The following is a 20304-nucleotide window of genomic DNA, read 5'->3' as shown; positions in this document are numbered from 1 at the left end:
GCGACACAGAATTCAGGACAGGTGCTTTATGACCACAGCCAATGTTTACCAACAACGCCCAACCACTGGGGCCAAGGCCGAGTCGTCGCTGCATCATGCCGACCTCGCCAGCCTGGTGGGCAAGGGCCGAAAAAGCGCCGGCGTGATCGTGCGTGAGAAAAAACTCCTCGGCCACCTGACCATTCGTGGCGATGGCCACGATGCCGCCTTCGCTGCTGGCGTGCACAAGGCCCTCGGTATCGAATTACCGGGTGCGCTGACCGTCGTCGTCAAAGGTGAAACCAGCCTGCAATGGATGGGGCCGGATGAGTGGCTGCTGATCGTGCCGACCGGCGAAGAATTCGTCGCCGAGCAAAAGCTGCGCGAAGCGCTGGGCGATCTGCATATCGCGATCACCAACGTCAGCGGCGGCCAGCAGCTCCTCGAACTGAGCGGCCCGAACGTGCGCCAGGTGCTGATGAAGTCCACCAGCTACGACGTGCACCCCAACAGCTTCCCGGTGGGCAAGGCTGTGGGCACTGTGTTTGCCAAGTCGCAACTGATGATCCGCCATACCGCCGAAGACACCTGGGAACTGCTGATTCGTCGCAGCTTCTCGGATTACTGGTGGTTGTGGTTGCAGGATGCGGCTGCCGAATACGGCCTAAGCGTTCAGGCCTGACATGATCGTTTCGCTACAGGAGTCACCGCACTATGAGCCGCGCCCCAGACACATGGATTCTGACCGCCGACTGCCCAAGCGTTCTCGGCACCGTGGACGCGGTGACCCGCTTTTTGTTCGAGCAGGGCTGCTACGTCACCGAGCACCATTCCTTCGACGACCGGCTCTCCGGCCGTTTCTTCATTCGTGTGGAATTCCGTCAGCCTGATGGCTTTGACGAACAAGCCTTCCGCGCAGGCCTGGGAGAGCGTGGCCAAGCCTTCGGCATGATCTTCGAACTGACCCCGCCGAATTACCGGCCAAAAGTGGTGATCATGGTTTCCAAGGCCGATCACTGCCTCAACGATTTGCTCTACCGCCAGCGCATTGGCCAGTTGTCCATGGATGTGGCCGCCGTGGTTTCCAACCACCCGGACCTCAAGCCGTTGGCGGATTGGCACCAGATCCCGTACTACCACTTCCCGCTGGACCCGAACGACAAACCGTCGCAGGAGCGTCAGGTCTGGCAGGTGATTGAAGAGTCCGGCGCCGAACTGGTGATCCTTGCCCGTTACATGCAAGTCCTGTCGCCAGAGCTGTGCCGCAAACTCGACGGCAAGGCGATCAACATCCATCACTCCCTGCTGCCCGGTTTCAAGGGCGCCAAGCCTTATCACCAAGCCTACAACAAAGGCGTGAAGCTGGTCGGCGCGACAGCGCATTACATCAACAACGACCTGGACGAAGGCCCGATCATCGCCCAAGGCGTAGAGGCCGTGGATCACAGTCATTACCCCGAAGACCTGATCGCCAAGGGGCGGGACATCGAAGGGCTGACCTTGGCCCGGGCTGTTGGTTATCACATCGAAAGACGAGTGTTCCTCAACGCCAATCGCACCGTCGTTCTGTAGGAGCGAGGCTTGCCCGCGAAGAGGCCCTCACAAACAACACAAGACACAGGCAATAACCCGAGCAATCAACGCGCCGCCGATCCATGGCGACGCGACCGCTACATAAAAACAACAGCGAGGTGAAAGCATGTCTGGTAATCGTGGTGTCGTGTATCTCGGCAATGGCCAGGTCGAAGTACAGAAAATCGACTATCCCAAAATGCAGGACCCGCGCGGCAGGAAGATCGAACACGCTGTCATCCTGCGCGTAGTGTCTACCAACATCTGTGGTTCGGATCAGCACATGGTGCGCGGTCGTACCACCGCTCAAACCGGCCTGGTACTGGGCCATGAGATCACCGGCGAAGTGATCGAGAAGGGTCGCGACGTCGAAAACCTACAGATCGGCGACCTGGTTTCAGTACCGTTCAACGTGGCTTGCGGGCGCTGCCGTTCCTGCAAGGAAATGCACACCGGTGTTTGCCTGAGTGTTAACCCGGCGCGTCCGGGCGGTGCTTACGGTTATGTCGACATGGGTGACTGGACCGGTGGCCAGGCTGAATACGCCTTGGTGCCATATGCCGACTTCAACCTGTTGAAACTCCCAGACCGTGATAAGGCCATGGAAAAAATCCGTGACCTGACCTGCCTCTCCGACATCCTGCCGACCGGTTACCACGGCGCAGTGACGGCCGGCGTTGGTCCAGGCAGCACCGTGTACATCGCCGGTGCCGGCCCGGTCGGTCTGGCGGCTGCCGCTTCCGCTCGCCTGCTGGGCGCTGCGGTGGTGATCATCGGTGACGTCAACCCGATCCGCCTGGCTCACGCCAAGGCTCAGGGTTTCGAAATCGCCGACCTGTCGACAGACACCCCTCTGCACGAACAAATCGCTGCGCTGTTGGGCGAGCCAGAAGTGGATTGCGCCGTCGATGCGGTGGGTTTCGAAGCCCGCGGTCACGGCCATGACGGTGTGAAACACGAAGCTCCGGCAACCGTACTCAACTCGCTGATGGGCGTGGTTCGCGTGGCCGGCAAAATCGGCATTCCTGGCCTGTACGTGACCGAAGATCCAGGTGCAGTCGATGCCGCCGCAAAAATGGGCAGCCTGAGCATCCGCTTCGGTCTGGGCTGGGCCAAATCCCACAGCTTCCACACCGGCCAGACGCCAGTGATGAAATACAACCGCCAGCTGATGCAGGCGATCATGTGGGACCGCATTCACATTGCCGACATCGTCGGTGTGGAAGTCATCAGCCTGGATGATGCGCCACGTGGTTATGGCGAGTTTGATGCGGGTGTCCCGAAGAAGTTTGTGATTGATCCGCACAAGTTGTTTAGTGCTGCGTAAATAAAAACGGGCGACTCTTGAGTCGCCCGTTTTTCAATTGAATCAAACCACTTCTCGTCAGCTTGCCTTGAGCTTCAAGTAAGGCACTGCCGTCTCGCCGTTCTCTACTACCTTCGTGCCGCCGTAGCTGCAGATGGAGCCATCATAGCTTTCGGCTTTCAGGTTGTATTTCTTGTCTAGATAGTCGTCGTTGGTAGCCATTGTGACGCCTGTCCATGTTTTGCCATTGGCGGTCGCCGTGTACTTGTAACCCTCATTGAAAGGGGCGGGAATATTCTTGTCGTCGCTTGTAAAAGCCGATGATTTGATTTCGCTTACTTTCGGACAACCCTCCGTGCCAGCAGCATAAGCATTGCCTGTTAAGGCACCCATAATCAAAAAAGCCATCCCGATAGCGTTGCGCATGAATCACACTCCATTGCGTTGTTTGAGCGCTCAGAATGAGGATTTTCAAAGGAATCGCCTACTGTCAAATCTGACAGGTATTCAAATCGTTTTGACATAGATTTGGAGTTTTTAATGCCTGTTATCTTACGGGCGATGGCGCATGTATAAGTTTATTCCCTTGAGTGAACCTCGTTATAGCGCCGCCAACGCCCCTTGATACAACACCGGCCCAGTCGGTTGCCCAGTCGGCGACCCCCCCTTCGGCTCAAGACTCACCGCCAACGCAATCGGCTTACCGATCAGCTCCTTCTGCACATCACTCAGCTCTACGCGACCCTTACCGCCCGCCGGAATCACCCCAAGTGAAATCGGCTTGCCATCCGCCGGAATCGCCCACAACTCCAGACTGCGCCCCGGATCGACCGCTGCCAGCGTCAACGGCTCGACTTTCAAGTAATCCTCATGCGCTTCAACCTTCAGCGCAGGCTGCGCGTCGGCAGTCAGCAGCGTGGCGCTGTAACGCGCACTGTCGCGGTTGTAGAGCATGCCCAAGGTTATGGCGATCACCATCGAGCAAACCGCCGCCGTCACCCGCATCCAGCTCCAGAACGGACGTTTTTCTGGCATATGCAGCACTTGCGGCTCAATCCGCGCCGTAATTCCCTGCCACACCCGATCCGGCACCGGCTGCTCCGGCAGGGCTTCGGTCAGGCTCGCGAGGCTTTCCTGCCACTGCGCCAGTTCCGCGCGAAGCGCTGCGTCTTCCAGCAGCAACTGTTCAAAACGCCGACGAGCGGCAGACGGCATCAGGCCAATGGCGTAATCGGCGGCGAGGGCGCGGCGCAGGGTCGGGGTTTGATAGTTCATGATTCAAGGCACCTGCGCAGGCGCTCCATACCGCGGCGGATCCAGGATTTCACCGAGCCCAGTGGCGCGGCCAAATGTTCGGCCAGTTCGGAACACGACAACCCCTGAAAGTAAGCCACGGTGATCGATTGACGCTGCATGCCTTCAAGGCTTTTCAGGCACAGGTTCAAGGCGCTGGCCTCACGGGCACTGCTGAGCTGTTCGTGGGCCGAAGGACTTTCATCCTCCAGCGCCTGTTCTTCAAGGTCGGTCAACGGACGGTCGCGGTGTTTGCGCAACTGATCGATGGCCTGATAACGGGTGATGTTGATCATCCAGGTCAGCGGCGCCGACAGATGTGCCTCATAGCGCGAAGCATTGTTCCAGATGCGCACGAAGCTTTCCTGCAGCACTTCTTCAGCCAGGTCCGGCCGCCCCATGAACCGCAGCGCTACGCCATGCAGCCGAGGGCCGACGCTGCGGTAAAGCGTCTCGAAAGCGCGGCGGTCGCCCAGAGAACACTGGGCCAGAAGCTGCCTGAGCTGATCGGCATCGACGGTGGGAATAGCAGTTCTCCAGGCAATCGAGGTGGGCAGCAGGTGCCGGTTGCAAGCAGAGGTTAGTTCACGGTGCGCGGTTGTTCCATTCACGGGTGGCCACCTCGCAAAACCGCCGACCCCGATGGACAGGGTCGGCGGCAGCCCTCAGCTTTTCGGCATCAGCACTTTGTCGATGACCTGAATCACGCCGTTGGACTGGTACACGTCATAGGTCGTGATGTCGGCGACGTCACCTTTTTCATCCTTGATCGTGATGTTGTGCGGACCGTTCATCATCACCCACAGCTTGCCGCCCGCGACGGTGGTCAGTTCGGCCTTGCCGCCACCGGCCTTGATCTTCTCGGCCAGGGTCAGCATGTCGAGTTTCCCGGCGACGACGTGGTAGGTGAGGATGTGAGTCAGGGTCGCCTTGTTGGCGGGTTTGAGCAGGTTGTCGACGGTGCCGGCGGGCAGGGCGGCGAAGGCCGAATTGACCGGGGCGAATACGGTGAACGGTCCTTTGCCCTTGAGGGTATCCACCAGGCCTGCGGCTTTCACAGCGGCGACCAGGGTGGTGTGGTCGGCGGAGTTCACCGCGTTATCGATGATGTCTTTGCTCGGCATCATGCTCTGGCCGCCGACGATGACAGCCTGATTCGTGTCTGCCGCTTGCACGGTGTTCAGGGCGAACCCGCCGCCCAAGGCCAGGGTCAGCAGGCTGGCAATCAATGGCGCTTTGATCGAAGTGCGTTTCATGGTGATGATCCTCGTGCGGGGAATCGGCCAGGAATGTCTGTCCGTGCTTGATATACGCGGTCGGGACCCGACTGGATGCAGCGCCGGGATAATCTTTTTTCGACGATTGTGATCCCACAGGGCCTGGGAACAATCCCCTGAGATGCCAGTCCAACGGACAGTTTTTCGCCGCCCATTGCCGGGCGATTTTCATGGCTCAAGAGGATGTCTGGATGAAGATTTCACGCGGTTTTGCACTGGCTTCGCTGATGAGTCTGGCGGCCAGCCCGGTCTTTGCTCAGTTCAGCCTGAACGATGCGGCCAATGCCATCTCCGGCATGCAGGGCGATAACGCCGCCGCAGACGCCGCGCCGACCTCGCAGACGGCCGGCCTGCTGAGTGCGCTCAGCCAATTGAACGTGACGCCACAACAAGCCGTTGGCGGCACCGGGGCGATGCTCGGGCTGGCGAAGAACCAATTGAGTTCGACCGACTACTCAGCGTTGGCCAAAAGCGTACCGGGGATCGACAAATTGTCCGGCGGTGGTGAGCTTGGCGCCCTCAGCAGCTTGCTCGGCTCGTCCGGTCAAGCGGCAGGTCTGGACAACGCCTTGGGCAACGTGAAGAACACCAACGACCTGAACAATGCTTTCAGCGCATTGGGCATGGACAGCGGCATGATCGGCCAGTTTGCCCCGGTGCTTCTGCAATACCTCGGTCAACAGGGCGTCGGCGGTTCGTTGCTGGAAAACCTGGGCGGGATCTGGGGCGCAGGCACCGGTAGTTGATTCAGCGGTGACGACGAATGTTTCACCTTGGGATCGTTAGCCTTGTGGGAACGATCAACTCAACAACGGTCTAAAATCCCGCTGTCCACTTCTTAAGGAAGCCCAATAAGTGAAATCCCTACTTGCACTGCTTTCCCTCGTGGCCCTGCCGGTCCTGGCCGCTGAGCCGACCCTGTACGGGCGCTACGAATACATCGCGCTGCCGGAAATCGGCGGCGAAGTGCTCAAGGCCAAAATGGACACCGGTGCCCTGACGGCGTCGCTGTCGGCCAAAGACATCGAAACTTTCACCCGCGATGGCGACGAGTGGGTGCGCTTCCGTCTCGGCACCAAAGACGCGAGCAACAAGGTCTACGAACACAAGGTCGCGCGGATCAGCAAGATCAAGACCCGCTCCGAAGAAGACGAGGATGAGAAGGACGACAGCGCACCCACCAAACGTCCGGTAGTCGATCTGGAGTTGTGCCTGGGCAACGTTAAACGCACGGTAGAGGTCAACCTCACCGACCGCAGCAGCTTTAACTACCCTTTGTTGATCGGTGCCAAAGCCTTGCGTGAGTTCGGCGCGGCAGTGAACCCGGCACGGCGCTTTACAGCGGACAAACCCGACTGCTGATTGACGGCGAATCAGCCTTGGGGCACCGTTCGCCCACTTAACTGCCGGGCTCGGACGCCATGCCTCATATCCTGATTGTCGAAGACGAAGTGGCGATTGCCGACACCCTGACGTTCGCGTTGCAGGGCGAGGGCTTCACCACCACCTGGTTGAGCCTTGGCGCGGCGGCGCTGGAGCATCAGCGCCAGACTCCGGCCGACCTGATCATTCTCGATATCGGCCTGCCGGACATCAGCGGCTTCGAGACCTGCAAGCAATTGCGGCGTTTCAGCGAAGTGCCGGTGATCTTCCTCAGCGCCCGTGATGCTGAAATTGATCGCGTTGTGGGCCTGGAAATCGGTGCCGACGATTATGTGGTCAAGCCGTTCAGCCCGCGGGAAGTGGCGGCGCGGGTCCGGGCGATTCTCAAACGCATGGCGCCGCGAGCGGCGGCCGAGGTGTCATCGGCACTGTTTCGCATCGACAGCGAACGGGTGCAGATCAGCTATCGCGGTCAGCCTCTAACCCTGACGCGCCATGAATTCCGCCTGCTGCACTGCCTGCTGGACCAACCCGAACGCGTCTTCAGCCGCGAGCAATTGCTCGATGCGCTGGGCGTCGCCGCTGATGCCGGTTACGAACGCAGTATCGACAGCCACATCAAGAGCGTGCGCGCCAAACTGCGCCGGGTGAAGGCCGGCGCAGAACCCATCCAGACCCATCGCGGCCTCGGTTACAGCTACAGCCCGGGGCGTAGCTGATGCCTCTAGGGATCCGGATTTTTCTGGTCTACGTACTGTTTATCGGCCTGACCGGCTACTTTGTGCTGAACACTGTGATGGAAGAAATCCGTCCCGGCGTGCGCCAGTCCACCGAAGAAACGCTGGTCGACACTGCCAACTTGATGGCCGAAATCCTGCGCGACGACTTCAAGGCCGGCACGCTGAATCAGAACCGCTGGCCCGAACTGCTCAAGGCTTATGGCGAACGGCAACCGAAGGCGAGCATCTGGGGGTTGCCGAAGAACCAGGTCAACCACCGCATCTACGTCACCGATGCCAAGGGTGTCGTGGTGCTGGACTCCAGCGGCGTTGCAGTGGGTCAGGATTACTCGCGCTGGAACGACGTTTACCTGACCCTGCGTGGCGAATATGGCGCTCGTTCCAGCCGCAGCGATCCGAACGATCCGAACTCCTCGGTGATGCACGTCGGCGCCCCGATTCGCGACAACGCCCAGATCATCGGCGTGGTCACCGTCGCCAAACCCAACAGCTCGTTACAGCCTTACGTTGATCGTACCGAACGGCGCTTGCTTGCCTGGGGTGCGGGCCTGATCGGCCTCGGTCTGCTGTTCGGCGCGTTGTTGTCCTGGTGGTTGAGCGCTGCATTACGGCGGTTGACGGTGTACGCCCAAGCGGTGAGTGAGGGCCGCAGGGTCGAGGTTCCGCACTATCGTGGTGGAGAACTGGAACAACTGGCGACGGCGGTTGAGCAGATGCGTACGCAACTCGAAGGCAAAGCCTACGTCGAGCGTTACGTACATACATTGACCCACGAACTGAAAAGCCCGCTGGCGGCGATTCGCGGCGCGGCGGAGTTGCTGCAAGGCGAGATGCCGCTGGCCCAACGGCAGCGTTTTGTCGGCAATATCGACAGCGAAAGTGTGCGGATGCAGCATTTGATCGAGCGTTTGTTGAATCTGGCTCAAGTTGAACAGCGCCAAGGATTGGAGGAGCGGGTGGCGGTGCCGCTGGCGAAGTTGGTAGAGGAATTGCTGAGCGCTCAGGCGGCGCGCATTGAAGGCAAAAAGTTGCGCGTGGAACAACGAATTGCGGCGGATTTGAACCTGCTAGGCGAACCGTTTCTGTTGCGTCAGGCTCTGGGAAATCTGCTGGAGAATGCTTTGGATTTCACTCCGGCTCAGGGCTTGCTGCAATTCAGCGCCAAGCGCAGTGGGGAACAGATCGAGTTCAGGCTGTTCAACCAGGCCGAGGCGATTCCCGACTATGCGCTGCCGAGGCTGAGCGAGCGGTTTTACTCGCTGCCGCGACCGGACAGCGGGCGCAAGAGCACGGGGTTGGGGCTTAACTTTGTTGAGGAAGTGGTGAAGCTGCATGGTGGCGTGATGAGCATCGGTAACATCGATGGTGGTGTAGAGGTCATGTTGCACCTGCCTTAGCGCCAGTCTCCACACACTCTCCACAGTTCTCCCATAAATTCCCCACACACCCATCCCAGACTTTCCCCATCCAAACAGGGAGAGTCCCATGAACCGCAGCCTGACCCTAAAACTCGGGGCAATCGCCCTTCTGATTCTGTTGTTGCTGATCCCGCTCCTGATGATCAACGGCATCATCCAGGACCGTCAGCAACTGCGCGACGGTGTCCTCGAAGACATCGCCCGCAGCTCCAGCTACAGCCAGCAACTGAGCGGGCCGTTGATGGTGGTGCCGTATCGCAAAGTGGTGCGCACCTGGAAGCTCAACGAGAAAACCAACCAGCGTTACCAGGAAGTGGGTGAAGAACGCGGTCGTTTGTATTTCCTCCCGGAGCGCTTCGAACTCGACGGCCAGGTCCAGACCGAACTGCGTGCTAGGGGCATTTATGAGGCGCGTCTGTTTCATGCGGACAACCGCATCAGCGGGCATTTTTCGGTCCCGGCTCAACTGGGAATCAAGGAAGATTTCGTCGATTACCAGTTCGACCAGCCGTTTTTGGCGGTCGGGATCAGCGACATTCGCGGCATCGAAAATGCCCTGAAACTCGAGCTCAATGGCCAGAAACTCGACTTCGTCCCCGGTAGCCAGGTGGGCTGGTTGGGGGAGGGCGTGCATGTCACCCTGCCGGCGCTCAACGCGAAACAAACCACGGAACTGGCCTTCGGTTTCGACCTGCGTCTGCAAGGCACTGGTCAGTTACAGATCCTGCCGGTGGGCAAGACCAGCAAGGTTTCGCTGGCCGCCAATTGGCCGCATCCGAGCTTCATTGGCAATTACCTGCCGGCCCAACGTGAAGTCAGCGATCAGGGCTTCACTGCCCATTGGCAGACCTCGTTTTTCTCGACCAACCTGCAAGAGGCCTTGAGCAGTTGCGTGTCCGGCGGCGGTTGCGAAGCCTACACCGGCCGTAGTTTCGGGGTGAGCTTCATCGACCCGGTGGATCAGTACCTGAAAAGCGATCGGGCCATCAAATATGCGCTGCTGTTTATCGTCCTGACCTTCGCTGGTTTCTTCCTCTTCGAAGTGCTGAAAAGCCTGGCGGTACACCCGGTGCAATACGCTCTGGTGGGCGTGGCCCTGGCGTTTTTCTATCTGCTGTTGCTGTCGCTGTCCGAGCACATCGGCTTTGCCCTGGCGTACCTATTGTCGGCAAGCGGCTGTGTGTTGTTGATCGGTTTTTATGTCTGCCATGTGTTGCGCAGCGTGCGTCACGGCTTGAGTTTTTCGGCGGGATTGGCAGCGTTGTACGGCTTGCTCTACGGCTTACTGAGTGCAGAGGATTACGCGTTGTTGATGGGTTCGCTGCTGTTGTTCGGTTTGCTGGGCGTGTTCATGGTGCTGACCCGCAAGCTGGACTGGTATGGGATTGGGCAGAAGTCGGGCAAACCGCTGGCGTTTGATATTGGAGCGGTGGAATGAGCCGGTCGTTGGGGTTGCGCGAGGATCAGCGGGAGGGCGAATTACTGGCGATGCGGATAGCTAATTTGTTTTCTCCGGATTGGAGCGATCCCTTCGCGGGCAAGCCTCGCTCCTACAGATCACCTAGACCTGTAGGAGCGAGGCTTGCCCGCGATATAGGTAGTCCGTCACCGCAAAAAATTAAACCTTCGGCATCGTCGCCAGCATCGAAGCCCGCTGGCTCACCTCGAAAAACCACTCGGCCAGCTTCGGATTCGCCGTGCGCCATTCCAGGTCTGGATGGCGCAAATCCAAATAGCCCAAAGCACACGCCACACTGATTGCCGCCACATCGAAGTGGCTGGTCAGCTCGGCAATCGCGTCGGCTTCCAGCACTGCCAGGCCGCGACGAATCTTGTCGCGTTGGCCATCAAGCCACTCGTCCCAGTGTTTTTCCGGGGCACGCAGGGCGACTTCATAACGAATCAGCACCGCAGCGTCCATGATCCCGTCGGCCAGGGAGGCCAGGGTCAGGCGCCGCCAGCGGGCCGAGCCGTCGCGCGGTATCAGCGGATTGCCGACGTGCTGGTGGTCGAGGTAATCGAGGATCACCCGGCTGTCATGGATGACGTTGCCATCGGCCAGGCGCAGGGCCGGGATCTTGCCCAGCGGGTTGTCTTCGTTGAGGCTAAGGTCCGGGGTAACCGGCGTCAGCACGCAGTCTTGCAGCGCCACGCGGTCCTGTTGACCGGTTTCGTGCAACAGCACCATGACTTTGCGAACGAAGGGCGACAAAGGGTTGTGGAACAGGGTCATGCTGGGGGCGGACATGGCAGCGTCTCGATCAGTGGCAGTGTCGGCAGCATAGCGCGTTGATCCGCTGCTCAGTCAGCGGCGTTGCAGCAGGCCGCGCAGGGCGAGGATTGCGGGAACACCCAGGCCAAGCCAGCTCAAGGCGTCCCACACGCCATCGCCCAGCAAGGCGGCGAACAGCCCCGCGGTGCTGAGCAGGGCGATAACCGTGGGGGTGGAGAAGACCTTCCAGAAACTCGACTGGCGTGGCCTCATGCTGGACGCTCCGCGTTCTCGAGCACAGGTTTCGCAGCCTTGCGCCGCACCACCCACAAGTAAACCCCGCTACCGAGCACGATGATGGTCAGCCCATCCAGGCTCGCCCAGAGGATTTTCATCGGCATGCCGCCGTAATCGCCGAAGTGCAGCGGTTGTGACATGCCCATGGCGTCCATGTACCACGGTCGTTCGGCCACGGCGGTGACTTGCAGGGTGCTGGCGTCGATCAGCACCGGTGTCAGCAGGTGCGAGGTCAGGTGGGTGCTGCCTTTCATGAACACCGCGTAATGGTGTTCGCTGGAGAATCGTGTGCCGGGGAAGGCGATAAAGTCCGGCTGCATGCCCGGTGCGACTTCCTTGGCGATGTCGAGCAAACGGGTCGCGGGCGCCAGTTGTGTCAGGGGCGGTGCGTCGCGGTACGGCGCGATCATCGCGCTCAGACTGTCGTTGCGCCACGCCGCAATCAACAGGTCGGCGCAGGCACTGATGACACCGGTGACGCCGACCACCAAGGCCCAGCTCAAGGTCACCACGCCGATCAAGTTGTGCAGGTCGAGCCAGCGCAGGCGAGTGGATTTGTTCTGGCGCACGGTGGCGAATTTCAAACGGCGCATGAACGGCAGGTACAGCACCGTCCCGGACACAATCGCCACCACGAACAGAATGCCCATGAACGCCAGCAGCAATTTGCCCGGCAGGCCCGCGAACATGTCCACGTGCAGGCGTAGCATGAACATCATGAAACCGCCGTTGGCCGACGGCATCTCCAGCGCCTCACCGGTGCGGGCGTCGAGCATGAAGGTGTGAGACGAGTTTGGTTCAGTGCCGGCGGTGGCCGCCATGATCGTGATCGTGGCGTTGGGCTCATCTTCGTTAAAGCCGAAATACTGCATGACCTCGCCGGGCCGGTGTTCTTCAGCCGCCTGCACCAACTGCTGCAAATTCAGCTGCGGGGTGTTCGCCGGCATTGCCGTCAATTCAGCGGCATCGCCCAGCAGATGGTCGATTTCGTGGTGAAAGATCAACGGCAAGCCGGTCAGCGCCAGCAACAGCAGAAAGACCGTGCAGATCAGGCTGGTCCAGGTGTGGACGAAGGACCAGCGGCGAATTGTTTTACTTTTCATTTCTTGGCCTTCAGAAAGACCAAAGCCGTCCTCAAAGGACGGCTTGGTCATTGGCGTGTCAGGTCAGGCAATTACCACGTGTAAGTTGCACTGGCGACGACGCTGCGTTGGTCACCGTAGTAGCAATAGAAGCTGTCACAGGTAGAGATGTAATCCTTGTCGAACAGGTTGGTGGCGTTCAGTGCCAGGGAGGCGCCTTTCAGGCTGTTGTCCAGACGGCCCAGGTCGTAATGAACAGCGGCGTCGAACACGGTGTAGGCGTCAGCCTTGCCGAGCGAGGTGTTGCCCTGGTCGCCGTAGGTGTTGCCGGTGTAACGAGCGCCGGCGCCGATGCCGAAACCATCCAGCACGCCGTTGTGCCAGGTGTAATCGGCCCACAGCGAAGCCTGTTGGTTGGGCATCAGTTGCAGGCGATTGCCTTTGAAGTCGCCTTTCTGCACTTCGGATTTGGCCAGGGTGTAAGCGGCGATGACCTTGAGGTTCTCGGTCACGTCGGAGACGGCTTCCAGCTCCAGACCTTTGACTTTCACTTCACCGGTCTGGCTGGTGATCGAAACGTTGTTCGAGTTGGTCGTGGTGACGGAGACGTTTTTCTGGGTCAGGTCGTAGACCGCAGCGGTCAGCAGGGTGCTGCTGCCAGGCGGTTGGTACTTGATGCCCAGTTCCCATTGCTTGCCTTCAGTCGGCTTGAACGAATCGGTCGGTGATGCCGTGGCTTTGCTGGTCGGCTGGAACGACTCGGCGTAGGACAAGTAGGGCACGAAGCCTGAGTCGAACACATAGCTGATCGCCGCGTTGCCGCTGAAGTGCTTGTCCCGTTCGGTGTTGGTGGCGTCGCCCTTGTTGAAGAACTGGGTGCTGGTGTGAACCCAGTCTTCACGACCCCCCAACGTCAGGCGCCATTGGTCGAGGGCCATCTGGTCCTGCACGTACAGACCGGTCTGGTAGGTCTTCTGGTCGTAATCGTAGAACGCCGCCGAGCGTGGCGGACGAGCGATTGGCTGGCCATAGATCGGGTTGTTGACGTTGGTGGTCAGACCGTCGCCGAAGATCGAGGTGTAGTGGGTGTTGGTGCGCTGGTGATCGAGGCCGATCAACAGGGTGTGACGGAGGTCGCCGGTCGCGAAGTCGCCCTGGAAGTTGTTGTCCACGGCGAATTGGCTGATGTCCTCGTCAACGCTGGTGCTCGAACGACCCACGTTGCCCTCGGCATCGACTTGGGTGAACGGATAAGCGCCGGGGGTGAGGACCTGGAAGGACAGGTCCGTTTTTGTGTAACGCAGGTTCTGCTTGAACTGCCAGACATCGTTCAAGCGATGTTCAAAGGCGTAGCCCAGTGCGTAGTAGGTGCGGTCGTAGAATTCCCAGTCCGGGTCGCCCAGATTCTTGTGATGGGAGATCTTGCCGAGGGGCGAATGGATCTTGGTGCCCTGCACCGGCAAGAACTGGCTGGTGATGCCGGTATCGTCGCGGGTGAACTGGGTGAGCAGGGTGAACCGGGTGTCTTCGTCGATGTTCCAGGTCAGGCTTGGCGCAATGTTGTAGCGCTTGTTGTCGACGTGGTCGATCTGCGTGCCGCTGTCGCGCACCACACCGCTCAGACCGTAGAGGAACTGGCCTTCATCGTCGATCTTGCCGGTGCTGGCAAAGTTGATCTGGCGATGGTTGTCACTGCCGTATTGCACTTGGATTTCATTGTTCGACTCGGCGCTGGGGCGACGGCTGACCATGTCGAGCAAGCCGCCTGGCGGGGTCTGGCCGTAAACCGACGAGGCCGGGCCGCGCAGCAGGGCGAGGCGGTCCAGGTTCCAGGTTTCCTGTTTCGGGTTGGCGTACACGCCTTTTGGTAGCGGCAGGCCATCGAGGAATTGAGTCGGTTCGAAACCGCGCACGCGCAACCAGTCGGAGCGGGTGTCGCTGCCGTAGCTACTGGCGACGATGCCGGGCATATAGCGCACCGCGTCATCGAGGCTATGCACGCTGCGGTCGTCCATTTGCTCGCGGGTGGCGACCGAAATCGAGCGCGGCGCTTCGACCAGCGCGGTATCGGTCTTGGTACCGGCGGCGGTGCGGGTCGCCAGGTAACCTTCCGCCGGGCCCCAGGCACTTTCAGTGTTTTCAACGCCAATGACGGCGGTTTCCGGCAGGGCCATCACGCCTTCGGGCACGGCCACCAGGCTGTAGGTGCCAGCGCTGCTCTGTTCCAGTTGCAGACCGGTACCGCGCAAGGCTTCGCGCAGGGCGCCGGCTGCGTCGAACTGGCCTTTGACCGGTGCCGAGGTCTTGCCCGCCGCCAGTGAAGGACTCAACGACAGCGCCAGGCCCGCCTGGCTGGCGACCTGGTTCAGGGTGCTGGCCAATGGCGCGGCCGGCAGGTTGTAGGCGCGAACGCTGGACGCCTGTTCAGCGGCGATCAGCGGACTGCTGGCCAGAGGGGCGCAAAGGGCAATGGCGATTGCCAGCAAACTGGGGCGCAACAAGGTGTCTAGCGAACGGGACATACGGCGGCTCCTGAATGAAAATATTTCTCAATTGCCTAGGTGCCGAACGAGAATTCAAAAGTGATAGGGCTGATTGAAAATAATTTCGATTCAGTAAGTGAATCGTTTCCACGCAGAGTGGGAACGATCATTTAGTCTCAGTCTTCGCCACGACCGTCACCCACCACGGCGTGTGCTGTTCGATCTGCACCGGCAGAGTCGGCAACAGCGCGCTCAGCGCCTTGTCGGTGTCATGCAGCGGGAAGCTGCCGGTGATTCGCAAGTCAGCAATCTCGGGTGCAACACCCAAATGCCCGCGGCGATAGCGACCGAGTTCATGGACCAGGTCTTCCAGCCGCGTGTTGTCCACCACCAGCATGCCGCGGGTCCAGGCATCGGCGCCGAGGTTGAGCGCGACGATCGGCTCAAGGCCATTGCTGCGCATCAGGACTTGTTGGCCTTCACGCAGAATCTGTTCTTCAGGACTCGACTCGGGATGGGCCGCCACCGCCGATTTCAGCACGCTCAGGCGCGTACCTTGTTCTTCGCGCTTGACCAGGAACCTTGTCCCCAGTGCGCGCAGGCTGCCTTCGCGGGTTTCGACGATAAACGGCCGGGCATCGCCGTGGCCGGTTTCGACGAGGATTTCCCCTTCCTGGAGGATGATCAGTCGCTGCGTTTCATCGAAACGCACATCAACGGCACTGTGGGTATTGAGGTTGATCAGCGTGCCGTCGGTCAGGCGCAGGGTGCGTTGCTCACCGGTGGCGGTGCGCTGGTCGGCCAGCCAGTAGTCGATCTGCAGATAACGATCACCGGCGAACAGCGCCAACCCGATCACCGCGACGATGCTGGCCACGCCGCTGCCGAGTTTGCGCACTCGACGGCGGATACTCTCCCGCGATTGCAGTAACGCGGTGCGTGCCGGGCCGCTGGCAACGCTGAAGCGCTGGTCGAGCATGCCCAGTTGGCGCCAGGCCCGCGCATGTTCTTCGTGGGCGGCGTGCCATTTGGCGAACTCTTCGCGCTCCACCGGGTTGCCGGCGTCCAGGGACAATTGCCAGGCAATCGCGGCATCCAGCACCTGCGCCGAGACGGGTTTGGAGCTGGCCGGACTCATACCGGCTCACCGTACAAAGCGATGTAGCACTGACGAATGCCCTGGGCCAGGTACTGACGAACTCGCGGCACTGACACACCCAGACGCTCGGCGATTTCTGAGTGACCGAGGCCGTCGAGACGGTTATAGAGAAACGCCGCCCGGGCCTTGCTTGAGAGCTTGCCGAGCAGACGGTCGATGGCTTTGAGGTCTTCGAGGATCAGCTGCTGTTCCTCCACCGACGGTTGTTCACCTTCAGGGATCAGCATCAGTTCCGTGAGGTAGGCCTGCTCCAGCGCGGCGCGGCGGAAATAGTCGAACAGCAGACCCTTGGCAATCGCCACCAGAAACGCGCGTGGCTCGCGCGGCGCCTTCAGCTCTTCACGCCCCAGCAAGCGCACAAAAGTATCCTGACTCAGGTCTTCGGCTCGTTGCGGACAGGCCACGTTGCGTCGCAGCCAAGCCAATAGCCAACCGCGATGGTCGCGATACAACGCACCAACGAGCTCACTTTGAGGGCTTTGGACTGACGACACGCAGCATCACCGATTGGGAAGTGTTAAGTAACGAGAATTGTTCGCGATTGTGGCAGAGGCGGGGGAGGTAAGCAATTGGCGCTGGTCGGGTGACCGCTAACGTCGGTGTATTGGCGCAAAACCCCTGTAGGAGCTGCCGAAGGCTGCGATCTTTTGACTTTGACTTTGGATTTTAAGATCAAAAGATCGCAGCCTTCGGCAGCTCCTACAAAGAATTGCGGTGTCTTTTAGAAAGAAGGTGCTCGCTGTCGCCGCTTCCACTGATTCATCCGCTGCTGCAGATTCAACGGGCTATGGATCTGCAACTGCCGCGCCCGGCTGAACAAAATCAACGCCAGCTCAGCGGTGGCCAACGCATCGGCACTGGCATTGTGGCGCTCGAACACTTCCAGTTTGAACCAGTTGATCCACTCATCCAGCCCGGCATCGCGAATGTGCGCCTGAGGGCAAAGCAGCGGCGCGATGTCCGCTACATCCAGAAACGGATGCTGCAACTTGTAGCCCAGATGGTCTTTTAGCGCGCGGCCGAGCATGTGCTGATCGAACGGCGCATGAAACGCCAGCACCGGGCTGTTGCCGACGAACTCCATGAATTCGACCAGGGCTTGAGCCGGATCGCTGCCAGCAGCAATCGCACTCGGCCCCAGGCCATGGATCAACACGCTGGGTGCCAGCTTCATGTCGGCGCATTGCAACGTGCGTTCGAACTGCTGGCTGAAATCGATCGCGCCGTCCTCGATCACCACCGCGCCGATGGACAACACCCGATCCTTGTTCAGGTTCAGCCCGGTGGTTTCCAGGTCGAGTACTACCCAGCGCTGTTCGCGCAGGCTGCAGTCGCCGAGCTCTGCCGCCAAGGGCAAGCGTTGCAGACGTTGTTGAAGTTCGCCGGGAAGGCTCGGACCTACCGGGCGCAGCCATGAAAACAGGCTCATAGCTGATACCGCAGGGCCAGGCTGCTTTGCAGGCGTTGTGCCTGGCGCAGGGATTCACGCAGGATCCGTCGATCCAGATGATTGAGGCTATCCGGATCGACCCGGTTGGAGTAGGGCAAGTTCTCCCGAGTCTGTAGCTGATGTTGCTGCATGCGGGCTTGCTGGATGAAGTGATAAGCCTCTTCGTAAGCCGCACCGTCCAGCCGTTCGATGACTTCTTTTTCCACCAGTTGGCGAAAGCGCTCCAGCGTATTGTTTGCCTCGATCCCATGGGCCAACGCGAGCAGTCGGGCACCGTCGACAAAAGGCGTCAACCCTTGGACTTTCAAGTCCAGGGTGGCTTTCTCGCCATTCTTGCGAGCCAGTACGAACTCACGGAAACGTCCTACGGGCGGGCGATTGCGCAGGGCGTTCTCGGCCATCATCCGTTGGAACAGCCGATTGTCATTCACCTGATCGAGAATTCCCTGACGCAGCTGCTCGCAGCCTTGCTCGTCCCCCCAGACCACGCGCAAATCGAAATAAATGCTCGAACCCAGCAGGTTCTCCGGCGTTGCCTCGCGGATAAACGCCGCAAAACGCCGCGCCCATTCGGCCCGAGACAAACACAGTTCGGGGTTGCCGGCCATGATGTTGCCCTTGCACAGGGTGAAACCGCAGAGCGCCAGGCTCTGGTTGATCTGCTGGGCAATGGGCAGCAGTTTTCCGCGAATTTCGGCGGCATGGGCCGCGTCCCGGGCTTCGAACAGAATGCCGTTGTCCTGATCGGTGTGCAGTGTCTGTTCGCGGCGACCTTCGCTACCGAAGCACAGCCAACTGAACGGAATGCCGGGGTCACCTTTTTCGGCGAGTGTCAGCTCGATCACCCGGCACACGGTGTGGTCGTTGAGCAGGGTGATGATGTGGGTGATCTGGGTCGACGACGCGCCATGGGCCAGCATGCGCTCCACCAGTTGGCCGATTTCGCCGCGCATCGCCACCAGGTTTTCTACGCGCTGGGCGCTGCGGATGGTCCGCGCCAGATGCACCAGATCGACCCGTTGCAGGGAAAACAAATCACGTTCCGAGACCACGCCGCACAGGCGATGATCCTTCACCAGGCACACGTGGGCGATGTGCCGCTCGGTCATGGCAATCGCCGCATCGAAGGCGCTGTGGTCCGGCGACAGGAAAAACGGCGCCTGGGTCATGTGCCGTTCGATGGTTTCGTTGAAGTCGTTAGTGCCGTCGGCCACCACATGGCGCAGGTCGCGCAGGGTGAAAATCCCCAGCGGCGCTTTCTGCTCGTCCACGACCACGATGCTGCCGACCTGCTGCTCGTGCATCAGGGTCACGGCTTCACGCAGCGGCGTGGCCGGGCTGCAGGTCACCGGGTGACGCATGGCTAATTCGCCCAGTCGGGTATTGAGCGAGTACTGGGTGCCGAGGGTTTCCACGGCTTTTTGCTGGACTTGCTGGTTAACCTGATCCAGCAGGCTGCTCACGCCGCGTAGGGAAAAGTCGCGAAACGTGTTGGAAAGTGCGAACAATTTGATGAACGCCAGCTTGTTCAGCTGTAGGCAAAAGGTGTCATCGGCCGCGAGGTGTTCGGTGCGGGTTGCACGCTCCCCCAGCAGCGCGGCGAGGGGGAAACACTCGCCGGTGGTGATTTCGAAGGTGGTTTCGGTCCCGCCCTTGGCCGTGTGGGGACGTTCACCCACGACCCGGCCTTGTTTGACGATGTAGAAATGTTCAACCGGGCCGTCGGCGGGCTTGATGATGCTCTCGCCAGGGGCATAAAAACGCAGCTGACATTGCTCGACCAGGTACGCCAGGTGGGCGTGTTCCATTTGATTGAAGGGCGGGAAGCGCTGAAGGAATTGCAAAGTGCCCTGGATGTTCTGCAACACCGCGGTTTTCCCTGCCTGTGTGAAGGCGTCCGCTTTACTCATAACTAACACCGCAGTCTTTTTTGAATTGTTGTTGTCGGATGACTACTCATGGTCGCCCCCTGCGTGCAGGGTGCCCATTGGACGTAAGTCTAGGTAGGTAGGTAGGCAGGGAGGCTGTCGGTATTTGGGAAATGTCTGACGCAACTGTGGGAAAAACCTCCTGCATTGGCTATAGGAAAAATTTCCGACGAAGTGCACCCTGAAGGTCTGCTGGGTGATGTCACACGGAAGTGATAGGCAATTGAATTGAAAACGCAGAGAAAGCCATGTCCGACCACGATATTTTGAGTGACGCCGAGCGCGAGGCGCTGATTGCGGTCATGCAGGAACCTGACCTGCCGCCGCAGCGGGTGCTGATCGTCGATGACGATAAAGACTCGCGTGAGCTGCTGTCGGAGATTCTTGCGTTGGACGGTATTCGTTGCATGACCGCCGCCAGTGGTGAAACTGCACTCAAGATGTTGGACGAGAAGCCATCGATTGGCTTGGTGATTACCGATCTGCGGATGGGAACTGTCGATGGTCTGGAGCTGATCCGCCAGGTGCGTGAGTCGGTTCGGGCGGCAATGCCGATCATCATTGTTTCCGGTGACGCCGACGTGAAAGATGCGATCGCTGCGATGCATTTGAGCGTGGTCGACTTCCTGCTCAAGCCTGTCGATACCGGCAAGCTGTTGGCGCTGGTCAAGCATGAGTTGGGAATGGATGTGCAGTAATCGAATTGAAACAAAAAAGCCCTGATC

The 20304-nt window shown here is 59.8% G+C and carries 21 protein-coding genes; 9 read left to right on the top strand and 12 right to left on the bottom strand.

Translation table 11 applies throughout. The features are described 5' to 3' along the window. Positions 1–28 precede the first annotated feature (28 nt). From ACYZTU_RS26785 to fdhA, 3 genes are all read left to right on the top strand, one after another. Positions 29–661 (top strand): sarcosine oxidase subunit gamma, encoded by a 633-nt coding sequence (locus tag ACYZTU_RS26785; protein ID WP_461966769.1) that lies wholly within the window; start codon positions 29–31, stop codon positions 659–661. Positions 662–693: 32 nt separating this feature from the next. Then, positions 694–1551, top strand: coding sequence for a formyltetrahydrofolate deformylase (gene purU, locus ACYZTU_RS26780; protein WP_449645317.1), 858 nt, complete (start codon positions 694–696; stop codon positions 1549–1551). A gap of 127 nt (positions 1552–1678) precedes the next feature. Then, the gene (gene fdhA, locus ACYZTU_RS26775) at positions 1679–2878 is read left to right on the top strand and encodes a formaldehyde dehydrogenase, glutathione-independent (protein WP_461966767.1); all 1200 of its coding nucleotides are present in this window, start codon (positions 1679–1681) and stop codon (positions 2876–2878) included. Between the two features lie 57 nt (positions 2879–2935). Here the strand turns inward: fdhA and ACYZTU_RS26770 are convergent, their stop codons facing one another. The 4 genes from ACYZTU_RS26770 to ACYZTU_RS26755 all read right to left on the bottom strand — a co-directional run bounded on the left by ACYZTU_RS26770 (position 2936) and on the right by ACYZTU_RS26755 (position 5406). Beyond that, positions 2936–3283 (bottom strand): hypothetical protein, encoded by a 348-nt coding sequence (locus ACYZTU_RS26770; protein WP_461966765.1) that lies wholly within the window; start codon positions 3281–3283, stop codon positions 2936–2938. Positions 3284–3457: 174 nt separating this feature from the next. Then, positions 3458–4132, bottom strand: a complete 675-nt coding sequence (locus ACYZTU_RS26765) for an anti-sigma factor (RefSeq protein WP_461966763.1) — start codon at positions 4130–4132, stop codon at positions 3458–3460. After that, positions 4129–4761 carry a sigma-70 family RNA polymerase sigma factor gene (locus ACYZTU_RS26760; protein ID WP_461966761.1) on the bottom strand — a complete coding sequence of 211 codons (633 nt, stop codon included), beginning with the start codon at positions 4759–4761 and terminating at the stop codon, positions 4129–4131. The genes ACYZTU_RS26765 and ACYZTU_RS26760 overlap by 4 nt, the downstream gene beginning before the upstream one ends. Before the next feature lie 54 nt (positions 4762–4815). Continuing rightward, on the bottom strand, positions 4816–5406 hold the full coding sequence (locus ACYZTU_RS26755) for a fasciclin domain-containing protein (RefSeq protein ID WP_461966759.1): 591 nt from the start codon (positions 5404–5406) through the stop codon (positions 4816–4818). 212 nt (positions 5407–5618) lie between these two features. Between ACYZTU_RS26755 and ACYZTU_RS26750 the strand changes: the two genes are divergently transcribed. The 5 genes from ACYZTU_RS26750 (at position 5619) to creD (ending at position 10406) form a co-directional block, all read left to right on the top strand. After that, a complete protein-coding gene (locus ACYZTU_RS26750) occupies positions 5619–6173 on the top strand; it encodes a DUF2780 domain-containing protein (RefSeq protein WP_461966757.1) in 555 nt (184 codons plus the stop codon). A gap of 109 nt (positions 6174–6282) precedes the next feature. Further along, positions 6283–6789 carry a retropepsin-like aspartic peptidase RloA2 gene (gene rloA2 / locus ACYZTU_RS26745; protein WP_282380515.1) on the top strand — a complete coding sequence of 169 codons (507 nt, stop codon included), beginning with the start codon at positions 6283–6285 and terminating at the stop codon, positions 6787–6789. Between the two features lie 59 nt (positions 6790–6848). Beyond that, positions 6849–7529: a two-component system response regulator CreB gene (gene creB, locus ACYZTU_RS26740; RefSeq protein WP_461966756.1), complete on the top strand. Its 681-nt coding sequence runs from the start codon at positions 6849–6851 to the stop codon at positions 7527–7529. Continuing rightward, on the top strand, positions 7529–8947 hold the full coding sequence (gene creC / locus ACYZTU_RS26735) for a two-component system sensor histidine kinase CreC (protein ID WP_461966754.1): 1419 nt from the start codon (positions 7529–7531) through the stop codon (positions 8945–8947). Before creB ends, creC begins: the two co-directional genes overlap by 1 nt. 88 nt (positions 8948–9035) lie before the next feature. Continuing rightward, positions 9036–10406 carry a cell envelope integrity protein CreD gene (creD, locus tag ACYZTU_RS26730; RefSeq protein WP_461966752.1) on the top strand — a complete coding sequence of 457 codons (1371 nt, stop codon included), beginning with the start codon at positions 9036–9038 and terminating at the stop codon, positions 10404–10406. 180 nt (positions 10407–10586) lie between these two features. On the opposite strand, the gene ACYZTU_RS26725 is transcribed toward creD, so the two are convergent. The 8 genes from ACYZTU_RS26725 to ACYZTU_RS26690 form a co-directional block, all read right to left on the bottom strand. Next, positions 10587–11216 (bottom strand): glutathione S-transferase, encoded by a 630-nt coding sequence (locus ACYZTU_RS26725; RefSeq protein WP_461966750.1) that lies wholly within the window; start codon positions 11214–11216, stop codon positions 10587–10589. Between the two features lie 57 nt (positions 11217–11273). Then, on the bottom strand, positions 11274–11453 hold the full coding sequence (locus ACYZTU_RS26720) for a hypothetical protein (RefSeq protein WP_461966749.1): 180 nt from the start codon (positions 11451–11453) through the stop codon (positions 11274–11276). Then, on the bottom strand, positions 11450–12580 hold the full coding sequence (locus ACYZTU_RS26715; protein ID WP_461966747.1) for a PepSY-associated TM helix domain-containing protein: 1131 nt from the start codon (positions 12578–12580) through the stop codon (positions 11450–11452). The genes ACYZTU_RS26720 and ACYZTU_RS26715 overlap by 4 nt, the downstream gene beginning before the upstream one ends. A gap of 71 nt (positions 12581–12651) precedes the next feature. Next, positions 12652–15081 (bottom strand): TonB-dependent siderophore receptor, encoded by a 2430-nt coding sequence (locus ACYZTU_RS26710; RefSeq protein WP_461966745.1) that lies wholly within the window; start codon positions 15079–15081, stop codon positions 12652–12654. Between the two features lie 127 nt (positions 15082–15208). Continuing rightward, complete coding sequence (locus ACYZTU_RS26705) at positions 15209–16180, bottom strand: FecR domain-containing protein (protein WP_461966744.1); 972 nt, start codon at positions 16178–16180, stop codon at positions 15209–15211. Next, the gene (locus ACYZTU_RS26700; protein ID WP_461966742.1) at positions 16177–16695 is read right to left on the bottom strand and encodes an RNA polymerase sigma factor; all 519 of its coding nucleotides are present in this window, start codon (positions 16693–16695) and stop codon (positions 16177–16179) included. The genes ACYZTU_RS26705 and ACYZTU_RS26700 overlap by 4 nt, the downstream gene beginning before the upstream one ends. Before the next feature lie 227 nt (positions 16696–16922). Then, the gene (locus ACYZTU_RS26695; RefSeq protein ID WP_461966740.1) at positions 16923–17630 is read right to left on the bottom strand and encodes a 3'-5' exonuclease; all 708 of its coding nucleotides are present in this window, start codon (positions 17628–17630) and stop codon (positions 16923–16925) included. Next, positions 17627–19561 (bottom strand): putative nucleotidyltransferase substrate binding domain-containing protein, encoded by a 1935-nt coding sequence (locus ACYZTU_RS26690; RefSeq protein ID WP_461966738.1) that lies wholly within the window; start codon positions 19559–19561, stop codon positions 17627–17629. The genes ACYZTU_RS26695 and ACYZTU_RS26690 overlap by 4 nt, the downstream gene beginning before the upstream one ends. A gap of 266 nt (positions 19562–19827) precedes the next feature. Between ACYZTU_RS26690 and ACYZTU_RS26685 the strand changes: the two genes are divergently transcribed. Continuing rightward, on the top strand, positions 19828–20277 hold the full coding sequence (locus ACYZTU_RS26685) for a response regulator (RefSeq protein WP_461966736.1): 450 nt from the start codon (positions 19828–19830) through the stop codon (positions 20275–20277). The last annotated feature ends 27 nt before the right edge of the window (positions 20278–20304 follow it).

It is taken from the genome of Pseudomonas sp. HLT2-19-2, assembly GCF_054898005.1.
This window is presented reverse-complemented; position numbering and strand designations above follow the sequence as displayed.